11 protein-coding genes are annotated in these 26,978 nt (G+C 55.0%); 2 read left to right on the top strand and 9 right to left on the bottom strand.

What is annotated here, in order from left to right:
- The first annotated feature begins 1 nt into the window (after position 1).
- Entirely contained in the window at positions 2-904 is a 903-nt protein-coding gene (locus DQG13_RS01170; protein WP_181592500.1) for a PocR ligand-binding domain-containing protein, read from the top strand.
- Here the strand turns inward: DQG13_RS01170 and DQG13_RS01165 are convergent.
- The 9 genes from DQG13_RS01165 to DQG13_RS01125 form a co-directional block, all read right to left on the bottom strand.
- Positions 837-1,691, bottom strand: coding sequence for a class II fructose-bisphosphate aldolase (locus DQG13_RS01165; RefSeq protein ID WP_113017523.1), 855 nt, complete (start codon positions 1,689-1,691; stop codon positions 837-839). The genes DQG13_RS01170 and DQG13_RS01165 overlap by 68 nt on opposite strands.
- Positions 1,685-3,106 (bottom strand): L-fucose/L-arabinose isomerase family protein, encoded by a 1,422-nt coding sequence (locus DQG13_RS01160; RefSeq protein ID WP_220094311.1) that lies wholly within the window; start codon positions 3,104-3,106, stop codon positions 1,685-1,687. Before DQG13_RS01160 ends, DQG13_RS01165 begins: the two co-directional genes overlap by 7 nt.
- Entirely contained in the window at positions 3,096-4,619 is a 1,524-nt protein-coding gene (locus DQG13_RS01155; RefSeq protein WP_113017522.1) for an FGGY-family carbohydrate kinase, read from the bottom strand. Before DQG13_RS01155 ends, DQG13_RS01160 begins: the two co-directional genes overlap by 11 nt.
- 233 nt (positions 4,620-4,852) lie before the next feature.
- Positions 4,853-7,894, bottom strand: a complete 3,042-nt coding sequence (locus DQG13_RS01150; RefSeq protein WP_113017521.1) for a glycoside hydrolase family 2 TIM barrel-domain containing protein — start codon at positions 7,892-7,894, stop codon at positions 4,853-4,855.
- 629 nt (positions 7,895-8,523) lie between these two features.
- On the bottom strand, positions 8,524-13,158 hold the full coding sequence (locus DQG13_RS01145; protein WP_113017520.1) for a family 43 glycosylhydrolase: 4,635 nt from the start codon (positions 13,156-13,158) through the stop codon (positions 8,524-8,526).
- A gap of 262 nt (positions 13,159-13,420) precedes the next feature.
- A complete protein-coding gene (locus DQG13_RS01140) occupies positions 13,421-18,682 on the bottom strand; it encodes an S-layer homology domain-containing protein (protein ID WP_113017519.1) in 5,262 nt (1,753 codons plus the stop codon).
- 264 nt (positions 18,683-18,946) lie between these two features.
- Positions 18,947-22,141 (bottom strand): alpha-mannosidase, encoded by a 3,195-nt coding sequence (locus tag DQG13_RS01135; protein WP_113017518.1) that lies wholly within the window; start codon positions 22,139-22,141, stop codon positions 18,947-18,949.
- An 892-nt stretch (positions 22,142-23,033) separates the two neighbouring features.
- Entirely contained in the window at positions 23,034-24,083 is a 1,050-nt protein-coding gene (locus DQG13_RS01130) for a LacI family DNA-binding transcriptional regulator (RefSeq protein ID WP_113017517.1), read from the bottom strand.
- Between the two features lie 534 nt (positions 24,084-24,617).
- Positions 24,618-25,568 (bottom strand): acetylxylan esterase, encoded by a 951-nt coding sequence (locus DQG13_RS01125; RefSeq protein WP_181592499.1) that lies wholly within the window; start codon positions 25,566-25,568, stop codon positions 24,618-24,620.
- A 259-nt stretch (positions 25,569-25,827) separates the two neighbouring features.
- On the opposite strand from DQG13_RS01125, the gene DQG13_RS01120 reads away from it, so the two are divergent.
- A complete protein-coding gene (locus tag DQG13_RS01120; protein ID WP_113017515.1) occupies positions 25,828-26,970 on the top strand; it encodes a zinc-dependent alcohol dehydrogenase in 1,143 nt (380 codons plus the stop codon).
- The last annotated feature ends 8 nt before the right edge of the window (positions 26,971-26,978 follow it).

Genomic DNA, 26,978 nt, shown 5'->3' with positions numbered 1-26,978 from the left:
GATGAACCTGTTATTTAACCTTGCGGATGTTAGAGAGCTGCTGCGTAACTTTTACACACTGACAGGCATCCGTACGGCTATCTTCGATCACTCCTTCCATGAACTGGCTGCCTATCCCACTCGGCTTTCAACCTACTGCCACATCATCAGAAGTGATCCGCGGGCAGAAGCCGCGTGTATTCGTTGTGATCAAGAAGCTTGCAGCAAGGTTAAGAACGAGCGTCGGCTATATACCTATGAATGCCATGCCGGGCTTACCGAGACGGTGGTGCCGATCCAGGCGGACAACCAGATCATCGGCTATCTTATGTTCGGCCAATTGCTGCAAACCGGATCACGTGAAGCGTTATGGGATAGGATCTACCAGAATGTGAGCAGCTATGATCTGGATATGAATAAGCTATACAACGCCTTTCAGCGGAAGAAGCATATTTCCAAGTCCATTATAGAGGCTTACGCCAGAACGATGGAAATGAGCGCCAGCTACCTGTACCTCTCCCGGATGTTGATTCTGAAACAGGATACCCTGGCTCAGAAGATCGACGGATACATTACGGAGCATATTAAGGATGATCTTTCGGTCTCTGTTCTGTGCAAGCAATTCAACATCAGCAAGTCGCACCTGTATAAACTGTCGGAGCAGAGCTTCGGTGTAGGCATTGCCGAGCATATTCGGAATATCCGGATTCAATTGGGCAAGAAGCTGTTAGGCGATACGGATTGCCCGATCTACGAAATCGCCGAGCAAGTCGGTATTCCCGATTATAACTATTTCACCAAAGCCTTCAAACGGCTAACCGGCATTCTGCCCTCTGCCTATCGCAAAGAAAACAGGGCTATTCAGTTTGGAGATGATAGAACACCTTCATCGCCTTTTCAATATCCGCCTTCATCCCATCTATAGCAGCCGTCGAGATGTCGTGGAAGAAATCAACCTGCTGATTCTTGAGCAGCTCTTCCACCTTGTGTACTCCCGCCCGGGCCATGTAAGAATAATAATTGATCTTCCGAATTCCCTTGCTGATGGCCGTGGTGTAGTCCGCCGGACTTACGCCGGAACCGCCGTGCATCACCAGCGGAATTCCAACCAATGCCTTAATTTTATCGATTCGCGCAAAATCCAGCTTTGGTTTGGCTTTGTAGAATCCGTGGGCCGTGCCGAAAGAAGCCGCCAGCGCGTCAATCCCGGTCTCGCCAACGAACCGGTCAGCCATATCGGGATCGGTGTACATCTTTTCCATGGAAACTGCCGGCCCGCTTCCCCCCGCTTCACGCCCGCCCAGGATGCCAATCTCCGCTTCGACGCTGGAATTGTATGCCTTCGCCATACGAACCGTTTCAATGGTACGGCGAACATTCTCTTCATAAGGCAAGAGAGAACCGTCATACATAACGGAGGTAAATCCCAGCTTTAGCGCCTTTTCTACGTATTCCAGATCTTCCCCGTGGTCCAAGTGAACACAGACGGGCACCGTTGCTGTTTTGGCAAAATGGAGCATAACAGGGCCAATCTTCTCGATGGGCATGAACGCTTCGTGAACTTGGGCATGGCTGATAATAACCGGAGCATCCAGCTTCTCGGCTGTCTCCACCACAGCCATAATGCTTTCCAGATTGGGCGTATTAAACGATCCAACCGCATAATCCTTTTCCTCCGCCAGCTTCAATACATCGGTCAACGTGACTAACATGCGCCCGCCTCCAAATCAAGAATTTCGTAGCCCAGATAATACTTGAAGGCTTCCTGCAAAATTTGCTTTACATGCCCCACGCCCACTGCAGTATGGTGACGGAAGCCGCCGCGGCCCAGGGTAATCAGCTTCTTCTGCAAGCCGGGAATTCGGGCCACGCCGGCACAGCCGAAATACCCCTCCTCAATGACATCCTCCGTGAATTCTCCCTCTTCCATGTAGAACGTCAGCTTTCCATCTTCCGTTATACAGTTGGAGTAGGTCATCGGGAAGGAGCGGATTCGCCCTTCATTGCTGCCCCAGCCGCAACCCGGCATGGTCTTGGCAATCATCCTGTGATCGGTTACAGTACCTTTGCCCGTCATCAAGCTTTGGGCTACAGGTCCGCAATGGAACAGGATCACTTTGTCCGGATCATCCCCGTAGTTGTTGTTCCAATCCAGACATGCTGCCGGTTCTTCTGCCGCCAGCTGCAAGGCGTACATGTTAATGGCCGTACAGATGTCAATCTCACAGGAAGCGACAATCCCTCTGTCATTCAGCTCGCTTAGAATCACGCATGGCGAAACTCCAAGTATCGATTGTATCTCGTCCCAACAGCGGATAGAGATGGCCTGCATCCGATATTCGGCCATATACTCGTCCAGAACAACACTCAGCTTGGAAATAACAGTGAGTTTTTCGTCGGGTACGTGACAACAATTCGTATAGTCCTGAAAGACCTGCCGCTTGGCTGTGACCTCCGGACGATCATCACTCATCCGCTGCACACGATGGATGAGTTCCGACAAGTCAAAGGTCTCTACAGTGATCCCGTATTTCTGCAGCGTAATTTCATCAAACCGCACAGTCTTGAAGGCTGTAGTGCGCGCGCCGAAGCAACCGATGGTGAATTTCTTCATCCCGTTCACAACCCGGCAAATCGCGGCGAAATCACGGAGGTTCTGCATGAACGTCTTTGAGGAAGGATGAACAACATGCGGCTGCAGCGCGGTGAAAGGGACACGGTATTGATGAAATACATCCTCAATACTCAGTTTCCCGCAATATGCGTCTCTTCGATGCTCAAATCCCATCTTGCCGATTTCATCCGGATAGGCTTGAATCAGGATGGGCTTCCCGCATTCCTCCAAAGCGGCGATTGCCCCATTCTCATCGCCGAAGTTCGGCATCGACAGAATGACGCCGTCGAACTCTCCCTCATGCTCCTTGAGCCATCGGGCGTAAATCCGGCCTTCTTCTCTTGTTTCCACTGATCCGTTGCGGGTAGCCTGCGCGTCCATTATCAGATAATCATAGCCGGCATCGACAACCGCTTTGGAGACTTCCTTCCGTGCCTCCAGGGCCAAGGACTCCGGCATAAATCCCCGGTTGCCAAAATATAAGGCGAAGGTTATTTTTTTCTTAGGTATCATAGATTTTTTCCTCCTCATCGGCCGTCATCACACTCTTCACGGCTTCATAACATTTTTTGTATTTGCGGTACCAGGATTGATATCGTTCATGCTTCTGCGGGTCCGGTTCATACGTAAGTCCGATCTTGATCAAGGCAGACTCCGCTTCCTGAAGAGAGGCATAGACCCCGCATGCAACCCCGGCCAACATAACACTGCCCAATGTACCGGACTGCGCCGCTCCCAGGGAAACAACGGGACGGTTCAGGATGTCCGCCTTCATCTGAAGCCAGGCAGGGGACAACGCCCCGCCCCCAGTCGCCCGCAGCGTATGAATCTGAATCCCCACTGCGGATAACCGTTCCATGTTCAGCGCCATTTCGAAGGTGACCCCTTCCATCAGCGCTTGATAAATCTCCACACTGGCGGTTTCCGCAGTCAAGCCGAAGATCGCCCCTTTTGATCCCGGGTCCATGTAAGGTGTTCCTCCCCCTGTGAAATGAGGCAGCACCAGCAATCCGGAAGGCTTGGAATTATCAATCCGGTTATTGAAGACATCATATGGATTGACTCCCTGCTTACGGGCTTCCGCCGCTTCCATATAAGCCAGCTTATCCCGATACCACTTCAACAGCGCTCCCCCGGCAAAAGAAACCGCATACGTCACATAAGCATCATCCAAAAATGGAACAACCGGGTAGCTTCCGGCATACAGCAGCTCTCGATTGACTTCACGGCCAAATACGGGAGTCATGCACTCTACCGTTCCGGTTCCGTCAACCGCCATCCCTGGCCGGTATGCTCCTGTTCCAATCGCTGCCGCAATCTGGTCATGGCATCCGGATACGATGATAACCTCCCCGCCAATCCCCAGCTCCTCCGCCACCGAGCTTCTGATCTTCCCCGCGATGGAGCCAATCGGAACAGGCTCGGGCATCCAGGACTTGTCGATACACGCGTATTCCAGAATGGCTTCATCCCACTTCAGGGTGTTGATGTCAAAAGCCATGGTCCGACTGGCTAAGGAATAATCCATCTGCCGGACCCCGCTTAGCATATAGACAATAAAGTCTCCGAAGCAGCAGATGCCCCGGCAGTCTTTAGCCAGCTCCGGATTCTGCTCCCGAGCATACATAAGCTTGGAGATGCTGTACATGGGATGCGGGTTTAATCCTGTAGTTTGAGTTATATACCCTTTGCCAAAATGTTGGGTCAAACGCACACACTGCAGTTGGCCGCCGGGATGCGTATACAGCATGGAAGGCGCCATGGGCTTCATTTGGCGATCCAGCCATATGGGGGCTTCTCCGAAAGAAGTAACCCCAATCGCCTCCAGGGGCACTTGGAGCTGGCTTGCCGCTTCCCGCAAGACCTCCTTGGCATCGTTCCACACCATAGCGGCATCCATCATCGTATGTTCATCCGTGCTGCCTGGCAGGTATTCCTTATAGGCTTCGCTTACGAAGCGTCCCTTCCGATCATACACTGTGCATTTACAGCCGGTGGTCCCAATATCAATTCCCGCAATAGCCATTGCTGATTCACCTCCATTTATAGCGAATTTGCTTTAGTCCTTCATGATCTTATCATTTGATCTACTGGTCGATATAGTAATATTCGTCCCGATAAATAGCTATTTTGTTTGCCTCTGAAAACAAAAAAAGACGCCGTCTGGCAGACGGCGTCCATTTCCTTCATCAGGGGTGCTATGCCTCCCCTAGAGAACATTGTATCCCAGGTTTAAGGTCCGGGTATCGGGAGTGAAGTTCATGACAAATCCTCCTTGAACACCGGGCTGATGCGCAGGCTGTAGCTGAATTCCTTCTCGTTCAGGCGGTATTGGTCCAAGAGCTCCGGTCCGCAGGAGTTGGAGCCCACCCCGCTCAGCTTGTAATCCAGCTGCACAATGGTTTCCTTCCGGGGCGCCAGCTCATAGGTATGTTTGGCCTGATTCAGGTCCTCCGGCAGGTAGTGGGAAGCATTGAAGGAGAAATGCTCTGCGCCGGAAACAAACTTCAGGCCCATCCCCAGCAGGTTGGAGACAATGACCCAATCGGCGCCATAGCGGGAACCGTTCTCCTGAGGCATGACGTAGTTCTCGAACATTTCATCCACATGATACAGATACTTGCCCTTGCGGACGCTGTGGCGTTTGTCCATATAGCTTTCATGCGGTCCGTAGCCGAAATATTCCACTTCCTCGTTGCCTGCGGGCATGGTCAGCTGCAGACCGAAGCGGGGAAGGAATGGCGCATCCTCCCGCACCTGCACCCGGGTGTCCAGGGCAATCTCCCCCGTTTTCTCCACCTGCCACACCGCCTCGCCGTGAAGGATGGGCTTGCGGATATAGCCCCCCAGGGAGTATTGGACCACAATCTCCACTCCGCCCGACTGCGTCTTGGACCAGGAGGTGTTGTACACCTTCATGTCTGCGCGGTCGAAGCCGTCGGCCTCCCACTTGTGGCGGATTCTGCGGTCATTGTCCGTAGGAGCGCGCCAGATGTTGAAGGAGGCAGGAGCCGCCAGCATCGGCACTCCATTGTAGGAAATTCCGGTAAAGACGCCGTCATACAGGTCAAAGTCGTGGCGGAACTCGAAGCCGGATACGGCCAGAAGGTGGCCCTCCTGCACCGCCTCCACGGCCACCAGATGCTCCAGCGCCGCAGCGGGAGCCGCGTGATCTGCGGCGGCTGCCGGCAGTTCAAACTGGGCGAACATGACCTCGTAACCCGCCTCCGCCCACGGATAATCCTGACGGGTGCGGACACTTACCGCCAGATAGTACCTGCCGGCCGCGTCCGCCGGAAGCCGGAAGGGCACCTGCAGGCCGCTCTTTTGGCCCGGCTGGGCATTGATCCCGGACAGTTCCCCTTGGGCTGCCGTCTCCCCGTCCTTTTCCACTTTCCACAGGAAGGTCAGCCCGGACAGGTCCACAAAATCATACAGGTTGGTAATGGTCAACTCCCCGTTGGCCAGGTCCTTCTCCTCGATCCGCACCGGGGCAATCACCTGCTTCAGCTCCAGCAAGCCCTTATGCGGCTTCCGGTCGGGCGTAACCAGCCCGTCGATGCAGAAGTTGCCGTCGTTGGGCTTATCCCCAAAATCTCCGCCGTACGCATAATATGGCACCCCGTCCGCCGTTTGGGTAAGAATGCCATGGTCGCACCACTCCCAGACACAGCCGCCCATGAGCTTGGGATAACGGTAAATGACATCCCAATAATCCTTCAAATCACCGGGACCGTTGCCCATGGCATGGCTGTATTCGCATTGGAACAAGGGTTTGGTATTGGCCGGGTCCTCGGCAAACTCGATCATCTCCGGGATGGAGGCGTACATGCGGCTTTGCACATCCAGAGACTCGATGTTCGGATCGCCTTTGTATTTGGCCGCCGCTCCTTCGTAATGAACCGGCCTGGAGGGATCACGGCGGCGGGTCCACTCCGCCATGGCGATGTGGTTGGGCCCGTAGCCGGATTCATTGCCCATGGACCACAAGACAATGCAGGCATGGTTTTTGTCCCGCTCCACCATCCGGACCGCCCGCTCCACAAAGGCTTCCTTCCAATCGGGATGATTGGTCAGGATATGGAAGCTTCCTTCCTCCCAGGAGCCGGTGTTTACCACGCCGTGGCATTCCAGGTCGGCCTCGTCCACCACGTAGAAGCCGTATTGATCGCACAGGTCGAGGAACCGGGGATCATTGGGGTAGTGGGAGGTGCGGATGGTATTGACGTTATGCGCTTTCATCAGATTCAGGTCCTGAATCATGTGGTTCAAAGGAATGGTCTGTCCCAGCTGCGGATGGGAGTCGTGGCGGTTGACGCCCTTCAGCTTGATGGCTTTGCCGTTGACGGTGAAGACGCCGTCCTGGACCTTCACTTCCTTGAAGCCGGTTTGAAAACGGAGCACCTCTCCGCCTGCCGACAGATACAGACTGTACAAATACGGAGCCTCGGCATTCCAGAGCACAGGGTTGTCCACATCCAGCTTGATTGTCCCGCGGCCGTTAATATCGGCCTTCCCGGAGGCAACTACGGCTCCTGCGGCATCCTTCAAAACAGCGGTAATCTGAACTGCGCCGACGGTTTCAAGCTCACATTGGAGGGCGGCGCGGGTAAATCCTGCGGAGAGCTCCTGGCGGTTGAACACATCGCGAATATGGTTCTTTTCCCGGGCCAAGAGATACACATCCCGGTAGATGCCGGAAAATCTCCACAAATCCTGATCCTCCAGATAGGTGCCGTCGCACCACTTCAGCACCATCACGGCAATCCGGTTGACCCCCGGATGCAGCTTATCGGTAATCTGGAACTCGGCGGGAATCCGGCTGCCCTGACTGTAGCCCGCATACTCCCCGTTTACCCACAGGTAGAAGCAGGAGTTGACCCCCTCGAACACCAGATATTGCTCCTTCCCGTTCCAGGTATCCTTCAGGCGGAATTCCCGGACATACAAGCCGGCCGGATTAGCGTCGGGCACAAACGGCGGATCGAAGGGAATGGGATAGTTGACATTGGTATAATGCAGTTGGTCGTAGCCGTTGGTTTGCCAGCATGACGGCACCAGAAGATCATCCCAGCCGGACACCTCCGCATCCACGCCGTAAAAATCCCCGGGAACCTCCTTCACACTGGGACAATAGCGGAATTTCCAGCCGCCGTTCAGCGTTTGGTAGTAGGGGGAAGCCCCCCGTTTGGCGCGCTCTGCAGAAGCTTCATCCCGGTAAGGAATGTAATAGGCCCGGGGCGCCTGGCGGTTCTCCTGCAGTACGTCAAGACTTTCCCAATAGCGGTTTACCTGAATCATCAATATCGCTCCTTGGATTTAGGATATAACGATATGATTATTATAAACGCTGACATTCCTTCTATCCATGAAAATTTATTAAATGCAAATAAAACAATATGAATATGGAAAATGGTTCATCTGAATGCGCGGGCCACTTCTTGCGCATAAGCCGGGGCTGCTTCCTCTTGGGTCAGCCGTACAGGCTTGGACCAGCCCTGCGAGCGGACTCAGGTTCCGTTATTTTTCAAAATTACCCTCTTTTGAGGATTTCACGGACAGGAGATCCGTTATTTGCCTCTCAATGCTGCCCAAACCCCACTTTTTTTCCGCATAACGGATCGTCGGTCCGGATATACGGAAAAACGCCGGTTTTTTCAGCAATAACGGAATCTGGGTCCGTTTGAAAAGTCGTCTGCCGTTCAAACCCCGCCCCCCTCAGAATATCCAACAAGCGGGCAGAATGCTGCCCGCCCATAGGACCGTCGGTCTCTCACATCCCCGTACCGCTCCCCCAACCCCGTTCGGTTCGGGATTTTCACCCTTAAGCCGGCCTTCATACCATTTGCCCCGCGCACAAAAACCAAGGAGCCAAGCGGGAACAACCCGCCTGACTCCTTGGTTTTTTTCCTTCTATCCGATCAATATTCTTAGTTGCTGCTCCAAGCTATAAAGCGCGCGAGAATGGCGGATACTTCGGCCCGGGAAACCACACTGGCAGGCTCCAGAAGATTCCCCGGTTTGCCGTTCAGGATGCCCGTCTTCACGGCCCAATCCATGGCTTTACTTGCCCAGGCAGAGATTTCGCCGCTGTCCGCAAAGCTCTTGTTATTGCTGACCGCAGCAGGCTGTCCGGCGTACCGGTGCAGGATGGTGATCAGCTGCTCCCGGGTAATGGCCGCTTCCGGAGCGCTGCCGTCGCTGATCCCGGAAGCGGTGGCCCAGTCCTGCGCCTTGCTGTACCAGGATGGTCCACCCTCGGTCTCTACGCCTTGCAGACGGGCCAGTACGGTGTAGAGCATGGCACGGCTCAGCGTTTCATCCGGTGCGAAGATTCCTTCACTCATTCCCTGGAAAAGTTCACGGCTGGTGGTGAAGGCAATCGTTTCCGCAGCCCAATGGCTGGCGGGCACATCCTGGAACACAATCTTATTGTCCATCAGCTTCACTGTCATATCACTTTTGGCTGTGAAGCTCAATCCGTTCTCCGTCCGTACAGCAGTTTTGATCACTTCCCTGGTTCCGTCCTTATGAACCACAACAACCACTGTGGAAGCGGAGGCATTCTTGACCGGAATGGTAATCCGCGCTTGCGCCACGCCTTGGGGCAGATGGACATTGGCCGTTACTTCCCCAAGGGAGGTCGTAGTGGTCTCCACCTTGACTCCCTGCGTATCGGTGACCACAGAGCGGCTGCTTCCATCGGACTTGCTCACTGTCTCCTGCTTGCTTCCGTTCTGCTTGGTGACAACCTCGGTAATCGTACCATTGCGTTCTTTCGTGATCACTTTGCGGTCGCCGTTAGGCCAATTGGTGGTTTCGGTCACCGTTCCGGTGGTCGGGTCGGTGACAGTGGTGGTGGTACTGCCGTCTTCATTCTTTGTAGCGGCAGGTGCGGTGGGGACGGGAGAATTGCCGCCGCCATTTTGATCATCTCCGTTGCTTCCGCCGCTGTCGTTATTTTCATACACACTTACAGTCACTGTGCAAGTCGCTGTGTAACTGCCATCTGCAGTGGTCACCGTGATTACAGCTGTGCCGGCGGTATGGACCGTCACAAGACCATTCTCATCCACGGTAGCAACAGCAGAGTTTGACGAGCTCCATGTGACGGTTTTGTCAGCCGCGTCGGCAGGCTCCACAGTTGCGGTAAGCTGCACGGTGGGGCTTCCATAGTTCGTGTACAGGTGGGCGTTGGTCTGATTCAGACTCACGCCGGTGACAAGGACTGGCTGCTCCGGCTGATTGTAACGCTGGATGGTCAACTCCACATGGGGACTGGCTTTATGGGTGCCGGTCTCGCTGTAGCGAACCCAATACGTCCCCGGTGCCAGATTTGCAATGGCCGTCTCATTCTCCCCTACGCTTGACCAGGTGCTCCCATTGTCGGAGGACCATTCCATGGATGCGTTCACTCCGGTGATGCGTCCGTCATTGGCTCCAACCGCTGTTTCATTGCTGTGCCCAAGCCCCTCAGGCGCAGCCTTCGGTCCTCCGATAACCACGGCCTTGAAATCATCAAAGTCGATGGAGGCGTTGGCGTAGCCGTCAATACCGAACCGCTGGCCGGTCAGCTTGTCGCCGCCTATGTGGCGGAAGTTATAATCAGTGGCCACCTCAACATCGTTGATATAGACGGTGTAGGTCTTGGCATCCCAATTGGCCACCATTTTGATTTTGTACCAGGTATTCAGTTGGGAATTCATGACTGTTTTCTTCGTTGACGGCCCATCCTGCACAACAATTTTATTCGTATCAAAAGCCGAAACCAAGGAATAATTGCCAGTGCCGCTGTCATTTCTCACCATGGCGCCATTGGCGTATTGGAAGCTGGTGTTTAATCTGGCGCGGTATTCGATGACAATGCGCTCATCCGCTCCGGCCTTTACCTCGCCTGCAAACGGCAGGAACAGGTTGGCCTTGCCCGAAGTAGCGGTTGTGGTCAGCCGAAGGAATTTATTCCCGCCCTCTTCCTGCACAGTGGCGGTTGCGCCATTGGTTAGGTCTTCGGTGGTAATTCCGAACGGATACTTGCCTATTTCATCGCCGGAGAAATCCCGGTAAGCATTATAGAACACGCCATCCTGTGTACTGTTGAGCGAACCCAGCAGATCTGCTTCCGCTTGGGCAAGGGAGCTCCGGGCCTGGTTAAACTGCTCTTCAGTCAGACTGGCGTCTGTGGATATTTCCTCCGCATAGCTCAGCTTAGCCAGGAGGGCATCATACGCGGAACGGCTATAGTTGCCCAAACCTTCGCCCAGAGGGTATGAGAAATTATCTATTCTGCTGTGAACCTGATTCACAATTTCATCAAGGCCCCATCCCGGGATCACCTCTACGGAAACGGCGGCAAGAATCTCCTTACCATCCAGTGTCAATAGGACAGGCACCTGAACAGTGCCAAGCGAGTTGAGGTCGATTCCTTCCAGCCTCCAACTGGCCTGGGCAGTGCCGCTCTCCCCTTTGTAAACAACGTCCACAACATCGGGCAGTTTGGGCGTTACTCCGGAGGGAGTTTTTACTTGGGAAAGAACCTGGGGAACCTGAGACGGATCAGGAGTAACCATTAAGTTGAACGTTGCTTCCTTGCCGCTGTATGCGGCTTTAATCACCGTCTCCCCCGGCTTGGTGTCATATACCTGACCGGTGACCGTCACCTTGGCCACATCGGGGTTGCTGCTGGAGTATGTGGCGCCAGCCGTCACATCCTGCACTTCATAGGTGTTGTAACGCGCCGCTGCCTGCAGTTGCCCTGTCTGCCCGCTGGCCAAAATGTTGCTCAATCCGCCGATGGCAATGGATTGCACAGATTTAGGAGCAGCGGCAACGATAACTGCGGCCGTAGCCGTTTTCCCGTTATATGTTGCGGTGATCGTGGCGCTGCCCGCCTTGAGCCCCTTGATCCCGTTTCCAACAATATCAGCGATATCTTTGTTGGAAGAGCTGAAGGAAACTCCGCTGTCCACTGGGGAATAGGTAGTGCCTGTTACTGTATACACGGGCAAGCTGCGGCTTTCACCCAACCCCAGGGTGTACCCCGGAGAACCGAATAGCAGTTCCGACGCAGCTTCAAACTTGAATACATCCATACTGTCAATTTCGGCAAGATTAGTATTCGCCGAGAACCGGATGGTATTGTCGCCTTGCTTAAGATGGACCTTCGCCGTGGAGAGTCCCCAACGGTTCCAGCCGGAGTAGACGATGCCCAAATTGGCGCCGGGGCCCCCGTTGACCGACAAGATGTGGGAGGCATCGGTTGCACTGGGTGAGCCGTTGGCATTGCGCACGGACAGCATATAAAATCCCGCCTCCGGCACGTTGACGGTAAACTGGACGTAATCATTGGCGTTCTTGATATTGGCGATCTTCTGCCCGCTGGAAGCGGTGGGCTCCCGCCAGACAGCGGGACCGGCTCCGGTGCCGGGGTCCTTCGCCAACAGAGCCGCTTCCGCCTCATAGCGCTGGCGTACCGGCTCTCCCGAGGGGATGGCAATCGGGATGTTCGGATCGACGGGCTCTCCCAGATTCGGCGTGCCGTCGGCATTCCAGGTGAATTTCTGCGTGTGGACCTTGCGGGTCCATCCTGATCCCGGCCAGCGGGCGGCATGGTAGATAATCCAACTCTCTGTGCCATCGGGAGACGTGACGATGCTGTGGTGGCCCGGGCCATAAACACCGTTGGCGCCGGAGAAAATCGGCTGGTCCCGTTTTACCCAGGAGCTGGGGTTCATCAAATCATCGCCAATCTTGGCAGTGATCAGCCCAAGGCAGTAACTGTCTGTCCAGCTTCCGTTTGCGGAATAGACCAGGTTGATGGTGTCGCCTCTGATCTCCACTTGCGGGCCTTCATTGATTCTGCCTGGAGACGATTCCCAAGCATATTCAGGGGTCGAAAGCAATACCCGCTGCGAGCTGATGGTCCGCGGATCGCTCATCTCCGCAATATATAAGTTTTGGAAGCTTCCATCCGTTTCCTCCCAGCCGGACCAGATGAAATAGTGCTGCTCACCTACCGTCAGCACAGTACCGTCGATAGCCCAACGGTCGCTGGGATCGGTAATTTTCCCTTTGAACTCCCAGGTTCCGGTCATCGGGTTATCACTGGCGTTCTCCAGCACGTACATGCGGTGGTTTGCGTTGGTTCCGTTGTCGGCCGCGAAGTAAATATACCACTTGTAGCTGCCGTCGGTATCCTTGAGATAATGCATTTCCGGCGCCCACACATTGGAGCTGTACATGGTATCCTTAACCGGTGACCAGGTTAGGCGCCGCTCCCCTGCCTCTATGCCGGAGATGGTCTTCGCCCTGCGGATCATGACGCCGCTGGCGTTGGCAAAGGCGTTGTAATAATAGCCGTCCGTGTGCTTGTAAACCCAAGGATCGGCTCCTGTCTGCATGATAACATTGTAGAAGTTCGACACCTCCGACACCCCCGTTGCCGACGCCGACATCGAATCTGCCGTATCCGGTGTCGGCTCTGCAGCCGCAACAACTCCAGACCGTTGCGGCAGCATCAGCAGCACTGCGAGACAAAGCAGCAGATGTCTGAATCTTTTTTTGACCATTTGCAATCCTCCTTGGAATCATATCATCTTGTTGTCTATGGCGCCCATGCTCTCACCTGGAGAAGCCGATAGATCACCCCGCGGTACAAGCTGTAGAACCATCCCCCCTCAGCCCTGTTGAATTTCATAAACCGCTTTCATTTTCTCGTCCCCTGGCTGTATCGGTTTCTTTCCGGCCGTTTCCTCATTCTACCTTTCGAAGAATATTATAAAAATGTACTATCTTAAATTTTTTTTGTAACCGTTTTACAAAATGGTCTCTCTACCTGTTGCGCAGCATGTTCAGCAATACTCTAACCGCCTCTGCTCTTGTTGCTTGATCGCCGGGAGCGAATTGGTTCTCTCCCTTGCCTTCCATAATGCCCCGCTTGCTCAAGGCCGCTACAGCTCCCTTCGCCCAATCAGGAATAGCCGTATCATCCGCAAACTCTGTGGTTGCAGCCTGTTCGCCCGGTTGGCCCAGGGCATTGGCGATCATCTTGGCCATCTCGCTGCGGGTAATTTCGGCATCCGGGCGGAAGGAACCGTCCTCGTACCCGGAAATGATCCCTGCATGCACCGCTTGCGCCACGGCATTCAGCGCCCATACGCCAATCTTCTCCTGATCGGTGAACGTTAGCGGCTCGTTGTTGGGGCGGTTCCCTTGCGGCTTGAGCGCATTGATGAGCATGGCGGCAAACTCGGCGCGTGTTACAGCCCGGTCCGGCCTGAACGTTCCGTCCGGATAACCGCTGATGAAGCCCAGCTCAACCGCTTGTTTGACATCGGACTCTGCCCAATGTGCCGCCAGGTCACTTAAGCTCACTGCCGGTTTCGGAGCGGGCGGGTTTGCCGCCTGATCGACGCCGAATACCGCAAACTTGGCAGCGCTGTTCACCTTCACGGTAATAGAAGCGGTCCCATTGACCTGCCCGCCTAATTCCCTCCAATTTTTTTGCGCTTCGTCATAGGAGAATACAGCCGGCTTTTGGCCCTGCTTGATTTGGGTTGGATCAAAAGCAATGGTCAGCATGATCTCCTTGTGGAAATCCCCCGGGAAATCCTTGCGGACTTCAAACACCGGACTGGCCGGTGCAGCTTTGCCTGCAAGCAGCTTTTGCGTGTCGGTTACTCTGCTGATGGTAAGCTGAAATTCCTTTCCGGAGGCACCGGCGGGAATTTCCAGCTTAATCTCATCGCCTATGCCAAATTCGCCCTTCTTATCTGCCGGAACTGTAAATTGGCTGCTGTTCGCCGGAATCACTCCTCCGCCTGTTGGTGTCGATGGTGAGCTGTCACCGGATGAATCCCCATCAGACGAATCTCCTCCGGAAGAACCGCCCGAATTGTTAAGCGTCCATTGCGCATACAGAGTCAGATTCGCCCCGCCCATTGTGAATGTTTGACCCTCCGTGTAGCCGGCTCCGCTGCCATCCGCCCGTACATTCCAGCCGGCAAAGAGGTAACCTGGTTTCTGCAGATTGCCGGTATTGCCATAGACCGATACAGTGACGCCCTGCTCATAGCTGCTGTCATCTACCGGCACGAGACCGCTTGCCGCGCCGTTGCCGTTATAGATCACCCTGTAGGACGGCGCTCCGAACACCGCCGTAATCACCACCGCCTCGTCCGGCATGGTGAAGGTATTGCCCGTCACATTCAGGCCGCTGGGGCTATCCACCCTCCAGCCCTTGAAAAGCTGGCCCGGCTCCGGCGTGGCGGTTAAGGTAATCTCCGTATCCTTCACCGCCGACGATACATTGGCGCTGGCAGTGCCGGGTCCCTCGGTTGCCACTGTAATGCTATGGCTGGTCAAAGCAAAGCTGTCTATCACATTAACACTGAGCACAGCCGGATTCCCCTGATTAAACAGGATGGAGAAGTCCACCGTATCGCCGCTTTTCAATCCCAGTGCAGCCATAGTCTCCCGCTTGATGGTCAAGATATCCCCGTTAACCGTATAACTATCCGGTCCCAATGTGCCATTGTATACGGCGCCTGTTACGGTTGCCGCGTATACCACGCCGGTCACGGACTGGGCTTCATTCCATATGATACTGGCGCTTACATCTCCGGGAACATAGAGATCATAGGTGGCCTTTTCCGGATTGACATCCGCGTCCTTTTTGGAGACGGCAATGGTGAAGTCCTTGGAGTAGCTCGCGCCGGTCCCGCTTCCTTCTTCAATCACAGCAGTAACAACCACTGTTCCCGCTCTTGTGGCGGACAGCACATTCCCGTCCAGGCTGGCTCTTGTTTGCCCGGCATCCTTGATGCTCCAGGTGATGCTTTTGCGGGTAGCCCAATCCGGTGAGACGGTTCCGAGAAGAGTCAGCTCCTGTCCTGCCTGCGCCGCCGCCGGGACATCAGCAATGTCCGTCACCGCGTGGAATGCAGTGTCATAAAGGTTGCGCAGCTCAATTTTAAACCGCTGGTGGTCCTTCCCCTCGTCATCGGCCAACCGGATCAAAGCGTTGTTGCTTTTGGACGCTTCGTTGACTGTAATCACCTTGCCGTTGCTTTTGTTAATGATTTTGTAATAATCGCCGTCCTTCTCCAGACGCCACTGCTCCGTATCCGAGGGGATGGGGGCCGTTTCTATCGTCTCATTGAGAATCAGCTCCTGGATCGCCGACCCCGGCTTGATATCGAGGAAGCGCGCGCCACGCATAATCAGAATCCGGTAATAGCCTGTTCCCAGATCCACGAACCGCATCAATTGACTATTGGTTTCCCCATTGGAAAATTGGATCAGGGCCGCTCCCTGATTGTACTTCTCACCTGCCACACTCAGCGCCTTGCCGCTGTGCTTCGGCTGAATCTTCACCATCTTCTCGGGATTAAGCTCCTTGGCCGCCGTGCTCATGAACCCGCCGCTGAACTTATCCAGGGTCAGGCTGTCCATATTGAGCTGTCCGGTATCCCCGTCCTCACGGCGGAATTCAATGCTGTTCTTCCCGGCCTCCAGCCTGACCGTCTCGGTGGCATCTGTCCAGGTATCCCAATTGGCTGTTGGCGGCAAGGAAACCTGCTTGATCCGGTTGCCGTTCACATACATGGTCATGGTCCGGTTGGTCGACTGCACACCCGAATAGCGCAGGGTTGACGTATAATCCGCCGTATAAGGGACATTCACCTCAAAGCGGATCGCATCCCCTTTTTTCTGGAATAAGCCGGCATAACCATTGCCCTCAAACCACAGACGGTCCCGTCCGATTCCCGGTGTGCCTGTGAGTGCTGCCGTCTCCGCCTGATACTTCCAGGGGATGCGCTTGTTCAGATGGACATGATCGATGTGGATGACACCTGAATCTGCGGCTGCATTTTTATAGGTGATGCTGTTTTTCCCTTTGTTCAGGGGAACGGTTACAATCTGCTCCTTCCACATCTTGGGGCCTCCGGAATGGGGAAGAACCACCTCCTGCACAGGCGCGCCGTTCACCTCCAGCGACAAGGTTTTGCCGCCCGTCTCTGTGGCGTACCGCAGCTTGAGATCATAAGACGCCGCATACTCGACATCCACGGAGAATTCCACGGACGAATTTACTTGGGACAAGCCGCTCACATAACCGGTCCCCGTATTCCCATCCTGAGCCTGAACGATCCCGGCATCCGTCCCTCCTGCGGTTTTGGCGGATTCCGCCTCATACGTCCAGGTGGCCGCTTCGGTAACGGTGATATAATCCAGATTGACATTGGCCGTATCGCCGCTGTCAAGCTTGTAGGTGATAACATTGCTTCCCTCTTTCAGGAATACATTGTCATATCTGTCGGCCCACTTGTCCCATTGCTTCAGACCGAAGAAATCTGCTTGTTTGATCCTCGTGCCATTCACATACATGGTCAGGGTTCCATCGTCTTCCGTTCCCGCGCCATAAGCCAGCTTGACCGAATAGCTGCCCGCTTGGGGAGCGTTAACGGTAAAGCTGACCGCCGCTTCGGGTCCGTTGAGTCCTCCGGCATAGCCCGTACCGCTGTATCCGGGATTCACTTGAGCAATTGCCGCACCACCCGACAGCGCAGCGTTTTCCGCTTCATACAAGACGCCTTTTTTGACAATGATGGCATCCAGCCCCAAAGCGCTTTTGCCGGAAAGACGCACGGTATTGCTGCCGCTGTTCAATTGAATGTTGTGAACGGTCTTCAAGTCGAAGTTCAGCTTGTTCTCCGGCCCGGCATTGGACGGGAATACAAGGGCGGCAGGAGCCTCCTGGTTCACGCCCAGTGTCATCGTGACCGGTTCTGCCGTATTGTTGTTGTAGCGGAAGTCCAGGGAATAGGTCCCGCCAACATCCGTGTTGATGGTAAACTCCGTATAGTCGCTGTCACTGCCGTTGCTGTATCGGGCGTACCGGCCGGAGGAGGCATAGATGCTGTTCATGGTTGCTCTTGCCGCCCCTGATAATTCCATGTCCTCCGCTTCATAGACCTCGCTTTTCTCCTCCCCGGAGGGGCGGCTCAGCACGGTGCCGGGGTTGGACGGAATGCCCAGATTGATGAAGTCATTGTCGTCCCAATTGATCCGTTGGGCGCGAACCTCTCTGTTCTTGCCGCCTTGACTATGAGTCGGTATGCCATGGTATGTATTCCAGTCCTCTGTACCGTCCTCAGATTTCAGGAATAGCGGCGAGCCGGTGGAATATGAACCGTTTTCATCCGAACGTTTCATGATGGGCTCGGGATGTTTATTCCATGCCGCTTCATTCTCCACATCTTGGGTCAGATCGGCCCAGGACAGGCCAACAGCATAGTTGTCATGGGTGTAGCTGCTGGCGGAATAGGCAAAATAAACCTTGCCGTTGCGCTCCACCACGGCTGCGCCTTCATTCACATTATCCACGTACTTTTCCCAGTCGTAGACCGGCCTGGCCACCGTAATCTCTTCGCCTTCCAATGTCCAGGGATTTTTCATTTTGACAATGGTGGGACATTCATCGAATCTCACATTTCCCGTTACGGGGTCGGTATAATAGAAATATTTGGTGTAGCTCATGTATCTCTGCCCTTTGATGTTGACAAAACCAAGAGGCAGTCCATAGCTTTGGGTATTCAGCAGCCCCTCTTGGGGGGTTAGCCCGTCCCCGTTATCATAGGACCCCTTCAGCTCCCAGGTCCCCTCGAACGGATCAGGCGAGCTGTTCTCCAGCACATAGGAGCTGGGATGGCCGTACGCAAAACGCCCCGCTTCATCACTCACCTTCGGACCGGAAGCAAAATAGATATACCATTTGCCGTCGATTCTGTGCACATCGGGCCCCCAGATGAATTCCAGGTTATCCGGCCGCTTCCATACCTCTTTGCTTTTTGCGGTGGAAACGCCAAGAATGGTTTCATGCCGTTTCAATACAACATTGCCATCGCCTGCCGCCGAATAATAGTAGCCGTCATCCTGCCGTTCAATGGTAGGATCGGCGCCTTTCATCAGCGGGTTCAGATAGTGGGAGGATACATCCGCATAAGCAACATTGGCCATATTGCCCACATTGACCAGCACCATTGCCAGGAGCACCGCCAGGGACACAGCAAACAAACCCTTTTTCCTCATTGCATTAATTTCCTCCTCAGGGGATTTTATATGGAACTTTTTGGCAGACGGGAAATGATCGATTGTAATAAACCGCTTACATTTTTGCTAAAAGTTTCCCATGGGATGCTTACAGTGTAATGTGATCCCTCCCTTGCAGGCCTTAAGAATCTTTAGGTTTTTCTGTACGATTTTTGTTATTTGCGGACGAAGCATGAGAAAAACCCGCCGCAAGCCTGTGGGCCTGCGGCGGGTTAGCAGCAAATGGGGAGGATGCTTGTTTGCTTAGAAGCGGAGCAGATAGGTTTTGATCTCGTACGGCTGAACAGCCGCCTCCATAACCGGAGCCGCCGATTCCTCTCCTGCCGGGCGTTCCAGCAGGTCGCATTCCTGCCAGGACTTCACGGGATAGCTGCTGGACAGCTCTACCGTTCCACGGATGCCGGCAAACTCATGCAGCCGGACGATCAAGCCGCTGCCGTCCTCCGCCTGCTTCACCGCATCCACGGCTACATGTCCATTTTCGCCAGGGAAGGCGCCGCGGCAGTTGATAGAGAGCACAGGCTGAAGCGCCTTGTCCGGGCATACTCCCTCCGCCGCAATCAGCGGGCTGTTCAGGAAAGCCGCCTCCATGGCTGTTTCCCCGCACACCCAATCCCCGTCATGAGGCAACAGCGAGTAGGTAAACAGATGGTTGCCCTGATCCGCTGTTTCGTCGGGATTGATGGCTGATTTGATCAGGGAGAGGCGCATTACATTATCCTTGATGTCATAGCCGTATTTGCAGTCATTCAGAAGACTTACCCCGTGCCTGCGTTCGGACAAATCCGCCCACTGATGGCCCACGGTTTCGAAACGGGCATAATCCCAGCTTGTATTCCAATGGGTAGGCCGTTTGACATTGCCGAACTGGATATCGTAGGTGGCTTCCGTTGCCCGGACATCCACAGGGAAGGCCGCCTTCAGCAGCTGCTGCCGCTCCTGCCAGTCCACCCGGGTCTCGAAGTCGATTCTGCGGCTATGGGCATATACCTTCATATCCTGGACAATGACGGAATCCATGTAGCGCCATTGGAAACGGACCACTGCGGAGAGCGGGCCGTTTTCCGCCAGAGAAACAACGGTCAGCTCCGTAATCTCGCGCATTTTTTGCTGGTAAAACAGATCAATATCCCAGGCGTCGAACATCTTGGGCTTATCCTCAAACACCTGAAGCACATTCCCCCGCTGCCCTTCCGCCAGCACCTGACGGTTGGCCGCCTTGTCCCAAATCCGGGTCAGTTGGCCGTTAGCGTTCCACTCCAATTCGTAGAAGGGCGTGGTCAGCGCTCCTTCACTCCAGTGGAAAGGAAGGGTGGTGAGTTGGCCGGGTTGGGACGCATTTCCCTTTTGGAAGAAAATCGTCTTGCCTCCCAGAGCCGGAAGCTCCTCCACTTGAACCAGCCATTGTCCGTCGCCGTATTGGGCCGGAAGCGCCTGTCCGGCGGCGTCCTTCCACTGTCCCTCTGAAGTGACAGCATCGGAGACGGGGATCACGGCAAGATCGGTTCTGGCGAAGGAGGTACTGTTGAACACGGTGAAGCCTGTTCCTTCGCGAGTGGACGTGCGTGGCCCTGCGCCTGTTTCCGCCAATCCGGCCAACGCTCCGTTCAGCACCTTCCGGCCCAACTGCTCGGCCTCATCATATTCCACCCGGGAATCCTCGTACACCTCGCGGATGGAGGAACCGGGAAGAATATCATGGAACTGGTTGCGCAAAATGATGCTCCAGCCCCGCCGCAGGTCGTCCATCGGATACCCGCCGGGCTGTCCGGCCTCCAGTGCCAGCACCGCTTGAAGCCATTCCGCCTCCCGGTACAAAAGCTCCAGCTTGCGGTTCATCCGCTTGTTGTGAGCCTGGCTGGTGTAGGTGCCGCGGTGGTATTCCAGATACAATTCCCCGTCCCAGGTATGCACGTACTGATCGGTGCTCCCAAAGGTGTCCTGCAGCCTTTGGAAATAATCATCGGCCTTGCCGGTTTTCACATGGGGCAGACCGGGCATCTCGTCCAGGCGGCGGCGCATTTCCAGCATATCGCGGTTGACCCCGCCGCCTCCGTCCCCGTACCCGTAGGACAACAGCAGCTCCCGGTTCACATCCTTGTCCCGGTATTGATCCCAGATGCCCTTGACGGCAAACGGCTCGATCAGGCCATTGTAGGTGTACCACCAGACATTGTCTTCGGCCTTCTCCGGTGTGGTGATAAAGTGGGTCAGCACCTCGCTGCCGTCGATGCCTCTCCAGCGGAAGGTATCGTGGGGCATCCGGTTGTATTGGCTCCAGCTGATTTTGGTGGTCATGAAGGTGTCGATGCCGGATTTCTTCAGAATCTGCGGCAGCGCCCAGCTATAGCCGAACACATCGGGCAGCCACAGGTATTTGCACTCCACGCCGAACTCCTCCCGGAAGAACTGGGTGCCGTAGAGAATCTGCCGCACCAGGGACTCGCCGGAGGTAATATTGCAGTCCGCCTCCAGCCACATGGCCCCTCCGGCCTCCCAACGGCCTTCCTTTACCCGAACCTTGATCTGCTCATAGATTTCCGGGTAGTCCTGCTTGATGTACGCGTACAGCTGAGGCTGGGTTTGCAAAAAGACATACTCCGGATACTGCTCCATCAGCCGCAGCACCGTGGAGAAGGAGCGGGCCGCTTTTTCCCGGGTATGGGTCAGCCGCCACATCCAAGCCACGTCGATATGGGTATGTCCGATGCAGGTCACGGTTACCGCATGGCGCTTCTCCCAGGCCGCGACCTCCCGGCGCAGGGAACCGGCCGCTTCCGCAACGGATTCGTAGAAGCCAACGCTGCCCGGTTTGGACCAATCCACCAGGTTGAACGCCCGGTTCACCGTCTTCAGCAGCTCCTGCTTCTCCGGCTGGCCTTCGGCCAGCTGCCGGGAGGTATGCAGCGCCGCCCGGCCGGTATAATACAGATCATCGGCAGCAGGGTCCAGGAGGGCCAGATCCGCCCGCTTCAGCTCATGCTCTTGCTCGATGGGGCGGGCGGACGGATCCAGGCCGGACCAGAGGCGGAAGTCCAGCACAAGCTCCTGCCCAATCAGCTCATCGGCGAAGAATACTTCCTTGTGGTTGCTGTCCACCCCCTGGTAGGGCCTGCCGTTCACATACAGCAAGGACTCAAAACCGCCGTTATGGCCGGCTCCGGTTTTGCCGAAGTCGAACAGGCCCAGCGCGCGCTGCCCCTTCCATTCGACAGGCAGCCGAACCTGGCGGCGGAACCACAGGTAGCGGTCCCTTCCCTTCCACTTCTGGCCGATGTGCATCGTGCCCGTTTCGCCCTCGTAGGCGGGCGGGTACATTCCGTTGGCTCCCTCAGGGTCCTCCCGGAAGGTCCACTCGGCAAGAGAGATTGTTTCCTTGTAGCGGTAATCCTGCAGCTCCTTCAAGCGCAGCTCAAGCTTTTCCTCTGTCCAAAACATGGCTGTGACGCCTCCTTATGAAAAGTAAGTGTGAAGGTAAGGTAAAGATGAAGGTGGAGGTAAAAGGTAGATATAAAAGTGAAGATGAAAAGCAAATGTTATGGATGAGTGTAAATGTGAAGATGAAAAGTTAATGTTATGGGCGAGCGTAAACGTGAAGATGAAAAGTTAATGTTGTGGGTGAGCGTAAACGTGAAGATGAAAAGTTAATGTTGTGGGTGAGCGTAAATGTGAGATGAAAGCTAGTACTAGGTGTGAAAGGTAAATATATAGGGTAAATGTGAACGATACATATGGCTTCTAATAACACGTGTTATTAGGCTGATAAACAGCCCCGCCTGTGCGGAGCCAGTTTTCTGCATGTGATGTTGAAGGTTTTACCCGTAGGGAGGGCGCATACAAGCGCCAAGTAAAGCTGCCATTCTGCCTGCGCTTCCGGTGATGCTGTGAGCAGATGGAGATGCAGAGGGTATTCCGGATGATGCTGTGAGCGAATAGGCTGGGAGGATGCTCTGAGCAGACAGGGCTGCGCGGGCGCTCCGGGTGAGAAAGGTCCCCCCGTTGGCGCTCGCTGCCTCTTTGGGGCTCACTATGACCTCCGTGCAAACTAATTGGAGGTATTAGCGGAAATACTTTTCCGCTATCAGGCATCCGCTGCCGTGGGCGGAGAATAGCGGATAGCTACTTTCCGCTATTTGCCTGCATTCTTCCTCTGGAGGCGAATAGCGGCAGCTAAGTGTCCGCTATTGCCCTCTCCGCCGCCGTTTGGGCGGCAGCTTGCGGAGATTAGCGGAAAATTCCTTTCCGCTATCAGGCATTCTGCTGCCGCAGACGGGGAATAGCGGAAACCCACTTTCCGCTATTCTCCACCTGCCCACCGGCGCCTCCGCCTCTACACGCTCTCCCCCCTGTGAAGGGAGGCCTGGAGCCATATCTTCTCCGGCTGCTTATCCCGGCCGCCGTCCATCTGGCGCAGCACCGCCTCCACCGCCTCGGCTCCCATTCTGCCGTAGGGGATTTCCACGCAGCTAAGCGCCGGAACAAGCAGCTTGTGGCCGCGGATGGTGTTGTCCGCCGCCATGACCCGCAGGTCCTCGCCGATGCGCAGCCGGAGCTTCCATGCCGCCCGGTACAGATCGGGAACCGAGCTGGACCAATTGATCAGCAGCCCGCCGGACAAGCTGCCGTCTGCCAGATGTCCGGCCAGAAGCTTCTCCAGCTCGTCCGGGCGCGACTCCTCCAGTTGGAGCAGCCGCGGCGTACAAGACCGCCGGGCGCACCACTCGGCATAAGCCTCGCGGCGGTTGCGCTCCGCCCAATTCCCGCTGCTGGCCTGGCTGGCCATCTCCAGATACAGCGGTACGGCGGCAGACGGTCCCGCAGCAGCGCTTCCCGTTCCCCCGGCCAGATGATCCAGGGCAAGGGCGATGCTCCCCCGATAGTCCGCCTGAATGGACGAAACTCCGTCATACTCGGCGAAGCCCTCCACCGAAATATAGGGCACCCCGGCCTGGATCACCTCTTCCGCCCAGGCGGTATCGCAATAGCTGGTATCATCGAAGGTGACAATCCCGTCAATCCTGCGCTGATGATACAGCGTCAGCAGCTTGCTGCGGTCCTGCCCGCCGCCGCGGGAGCCTGAGCACAGCAGAATCTGATAGCCCCTGGCCTCACAGCTCTTCTGCATTCCCTCCAGCAGCTGCAGAAACAGCGGATGCTTCAAGTTGCCGTATGCAGCCAAACACATGCTTTTGCCCGTCTTCATGCTCCGGGCCTGGGCATCCACATGGTAATCCAGCTCCCGGATGGCCTCCAGCACCGCCTCCCTTGTTTCCTCGCTGACCCCGATGCCCGGCGTATTGTTCAGCACAGCCGAAACCACACTGCGCGACACGCCCGCCCGACGGGCCACATCAAAGCTGGTCACCCGCTTTCGGCTCATCTGTTTCCACCTCTTCACGCTCATAATAACACGTGTTATTTCTCCTTGTAAAGCCTCTATCCGATACAGTTCAATTCCCCGCTGGGATAAGCGCTGCCTGCATTCTTTCCCGCTGTACGTACAGCTGCCTGCAACAACCTGAAGCAGCAGGAAGCGCACAAAAGGGGCTGTCCGAAAAGTACACCAAGGTGAATACATATTCGAAAGCATACGTCTTAGGACAAGCAGAATCTGGCTAACGAATCTATCTCACGCTATTTCGCGAAAACGGGCATGATAAAAAATCTAACGAATCTATATGGCGTTATTCGCCTGTTTGAACGCATTTCGGCGCAAATTCGGACAAATAGCAATCCTACGATTCGTTAGATTTAAAATATGCTCACATATAGTCAAATAGCGATACATAGATTCGTTAAAGTTTCTCCCATTTTTGAAGCTCTCAAGACAGCCTTTTTCCGGGAGAGATTGTAGCTTGCTGAATATTTATTCATCCCATTTGACTTTTCGGACAGCCTCAATCATTCAGCTTAGTCAAAAAACCTGCCTCCGGATAAACTCCAGCACGGTCCGCACATGCTTCGGCCCTGTGGCATGGGCGTGGGACGGGAAGATTTCAATCTGCTTCTGGGATTGAATCCGGTTGTAGGCGGCAAACACGGCTTCGGGAGGACAAACCGTATCCTTCAGCCCTACGCTCACCAGCACCGGAATCTTGATCCGGTCCGCCAGCACGGCGTTGTCAAAATAGCTGATGGTGTTCAGCACCGTCTCCATTTGGTCGGGATAACGGCCGATGTAATCGGCGATTTCCGTCAAAGAGCCGGTTGTATTGAACACCGCCCAATCCAGATAGCATAAATTCGGTATATCCGCCACGGCAAACGAATGCCGGCCGCCCACCGCGCTGACAATAAGCGCCAGACCGCCGCCTTGGCTGCCTCCTGCCACGCCTACCCTGGCGGGATCAATCTCCGGCTGCTCCAGCACCCAATCTATCGCGCGGATCGCATCGGTTATGTAAGATTTGTAATAGCTTTTATGAGGGTCGGTAATGCCGCGGGTAACCCAGCCTTTGACTTGTCCGCCTTCCAACGGGGCCAGATCGCCGGTTGCGCCTCCTTGGCCGCGGACATCAATGGAGAATACCGCCAGACCGGAAAGCAGATAATGGGCGAAGTTCTCCGGCATTCCCCGGCTTCCGGTGTAGCCGTGATATTGCACGATACAAGGATAACGTTCTTTTCCAAGAAATTCGGGCACCAGGTAATTTCCATGAATGGGCGTGCCGTCAATGCCCAGGTAAACCACCTCGTAGGCAGCTACTCCCAAGAGCGGCGTATCCATCGCTTGGCGGGTGCCGGACAAGGGCTTCCGCCGGGTTTCCGCCAGCACATCCGTCCAGAATGCATCCAGATCCTTCGGGACGTTCAGATCGGGAAAATGCGCATGAAGATCCTTGATTCTGGTCTCAATAAACGTCATTGCTCTTCCTCCTGTTTCATCCCCGTCGGGGATGTGCACAACAACCATGATTTTTGAATGCGGGTAGGATGGTTCCGGGTTTCATTATGAAACGGACCGGTTGGAAAATCAATCATTTTTGCCGAATTGCCGCGAAATTTCCCTTTGGTTCTGGACAAAGCCGTGAACTTGCCCAAAAACAGATGAACCGCTTATCCACTTTTGGCATATGCTTCTTTTCCTCCGGAAATGCTAACCGAAAAAGAAAGGATGATTTGCCGTGAAAGCTCTGACTTATCAAGGCATGCGCCGGGTGAAGGTCAAGGAGGTCGACGATCCCAAGCTGGAGAAGCCGGATGATATCCTTGTCCGGATTACCAGCACCACCATCTGCGGCTCCGACCTTCATCTGTTTAACGGGGAAATTCCCAACACCCCCAAGGACTTCGTCATCGGCCACGAGCCTATGGGCATTGTGGAAGAAGCCGGAGCTGAAGTAACCCGGGTCAAAAAAGGCGACCGGGTGATTATTCCCTTCAATGTGGCCTGCGGGCAATGCTGGTACTGCACCCACCAGTTGGAGAGCCAATGCGACAACAGCAATTCTTATTTGCATGGCGACACTGGAGGATATTTCGGCTACAGCGAAACCTTTGGCGGTTATCCCGGAGGACAGGCGGAATATATGCGGGTTCCCTATGCCAATTTTGTTCCGTTCAAGGTGCCTGAGGATGTCGAGCTGCCGGATGAAAAGCTGCTGTTTCTTTCGGACATTGTTCCTACCTCCTACTGGAGTGTGGTGAATGCCGGAGTAAAGGACGGAGATACAGTCATTGTTCTGGGCTGCGGTCCTGTGGGGCTTCTGGCGCAAAAGTTCGCCTGGCTCAAGGGAGCAAAGCGGGTCATCGCCGTCGATCATGTGGATTACCGGCTGGAGCATGCGCGGCGCACCAATAAGGTGGAGACCTTCAACTTCAAAACCACGGATAATCTGCTGGGCCATCTGGAGGAGCTGACTGGAGGCGGAGCGGATGTGGTCATTGATTGCGTGGGGTTGGATGCGGAGAAAACGGTGCTGGAGGCGGTAGAAACCCTCCTGAAGCTGCAGGGCGGCGGCCTCGGCGCTTTCCGCATGGCTGCCAAGCTGGTGCGCAAAGGCGGCACCATCCAGGTAACCGGAGTTTATGGCATGAACTACAACGCCTTTCCCTTCGGAGACCTGTTCGCCCGGAATATCAATCTGCGGATGGGCCAGGCGCCGGTGATCCATTTCCTGCCGGAGCTGTACCGGCAAATTAAAGACGGAGTTTTTGACCCTACGGATATTATCACGCACACGCTGCCGCTGGCCGAAGCTGAGCACGGATACCATATTTTCGATAAAAAAGAGGATAACGCCATTAAGGTTTTGCTGAAGCCTTAATTTCAACC

It is taken from the genome of Paenibacillus sp. YN15, from assembly GCF_003285005.1.
Lineage (GTDB): Bacteria > Bacillota > Bacilli > Paenibacillales > NBRC-103111 > Paenibacillus_AR.
This window is presented reverse-complemented; position numbering and strand designations above follow the sequence as displayed.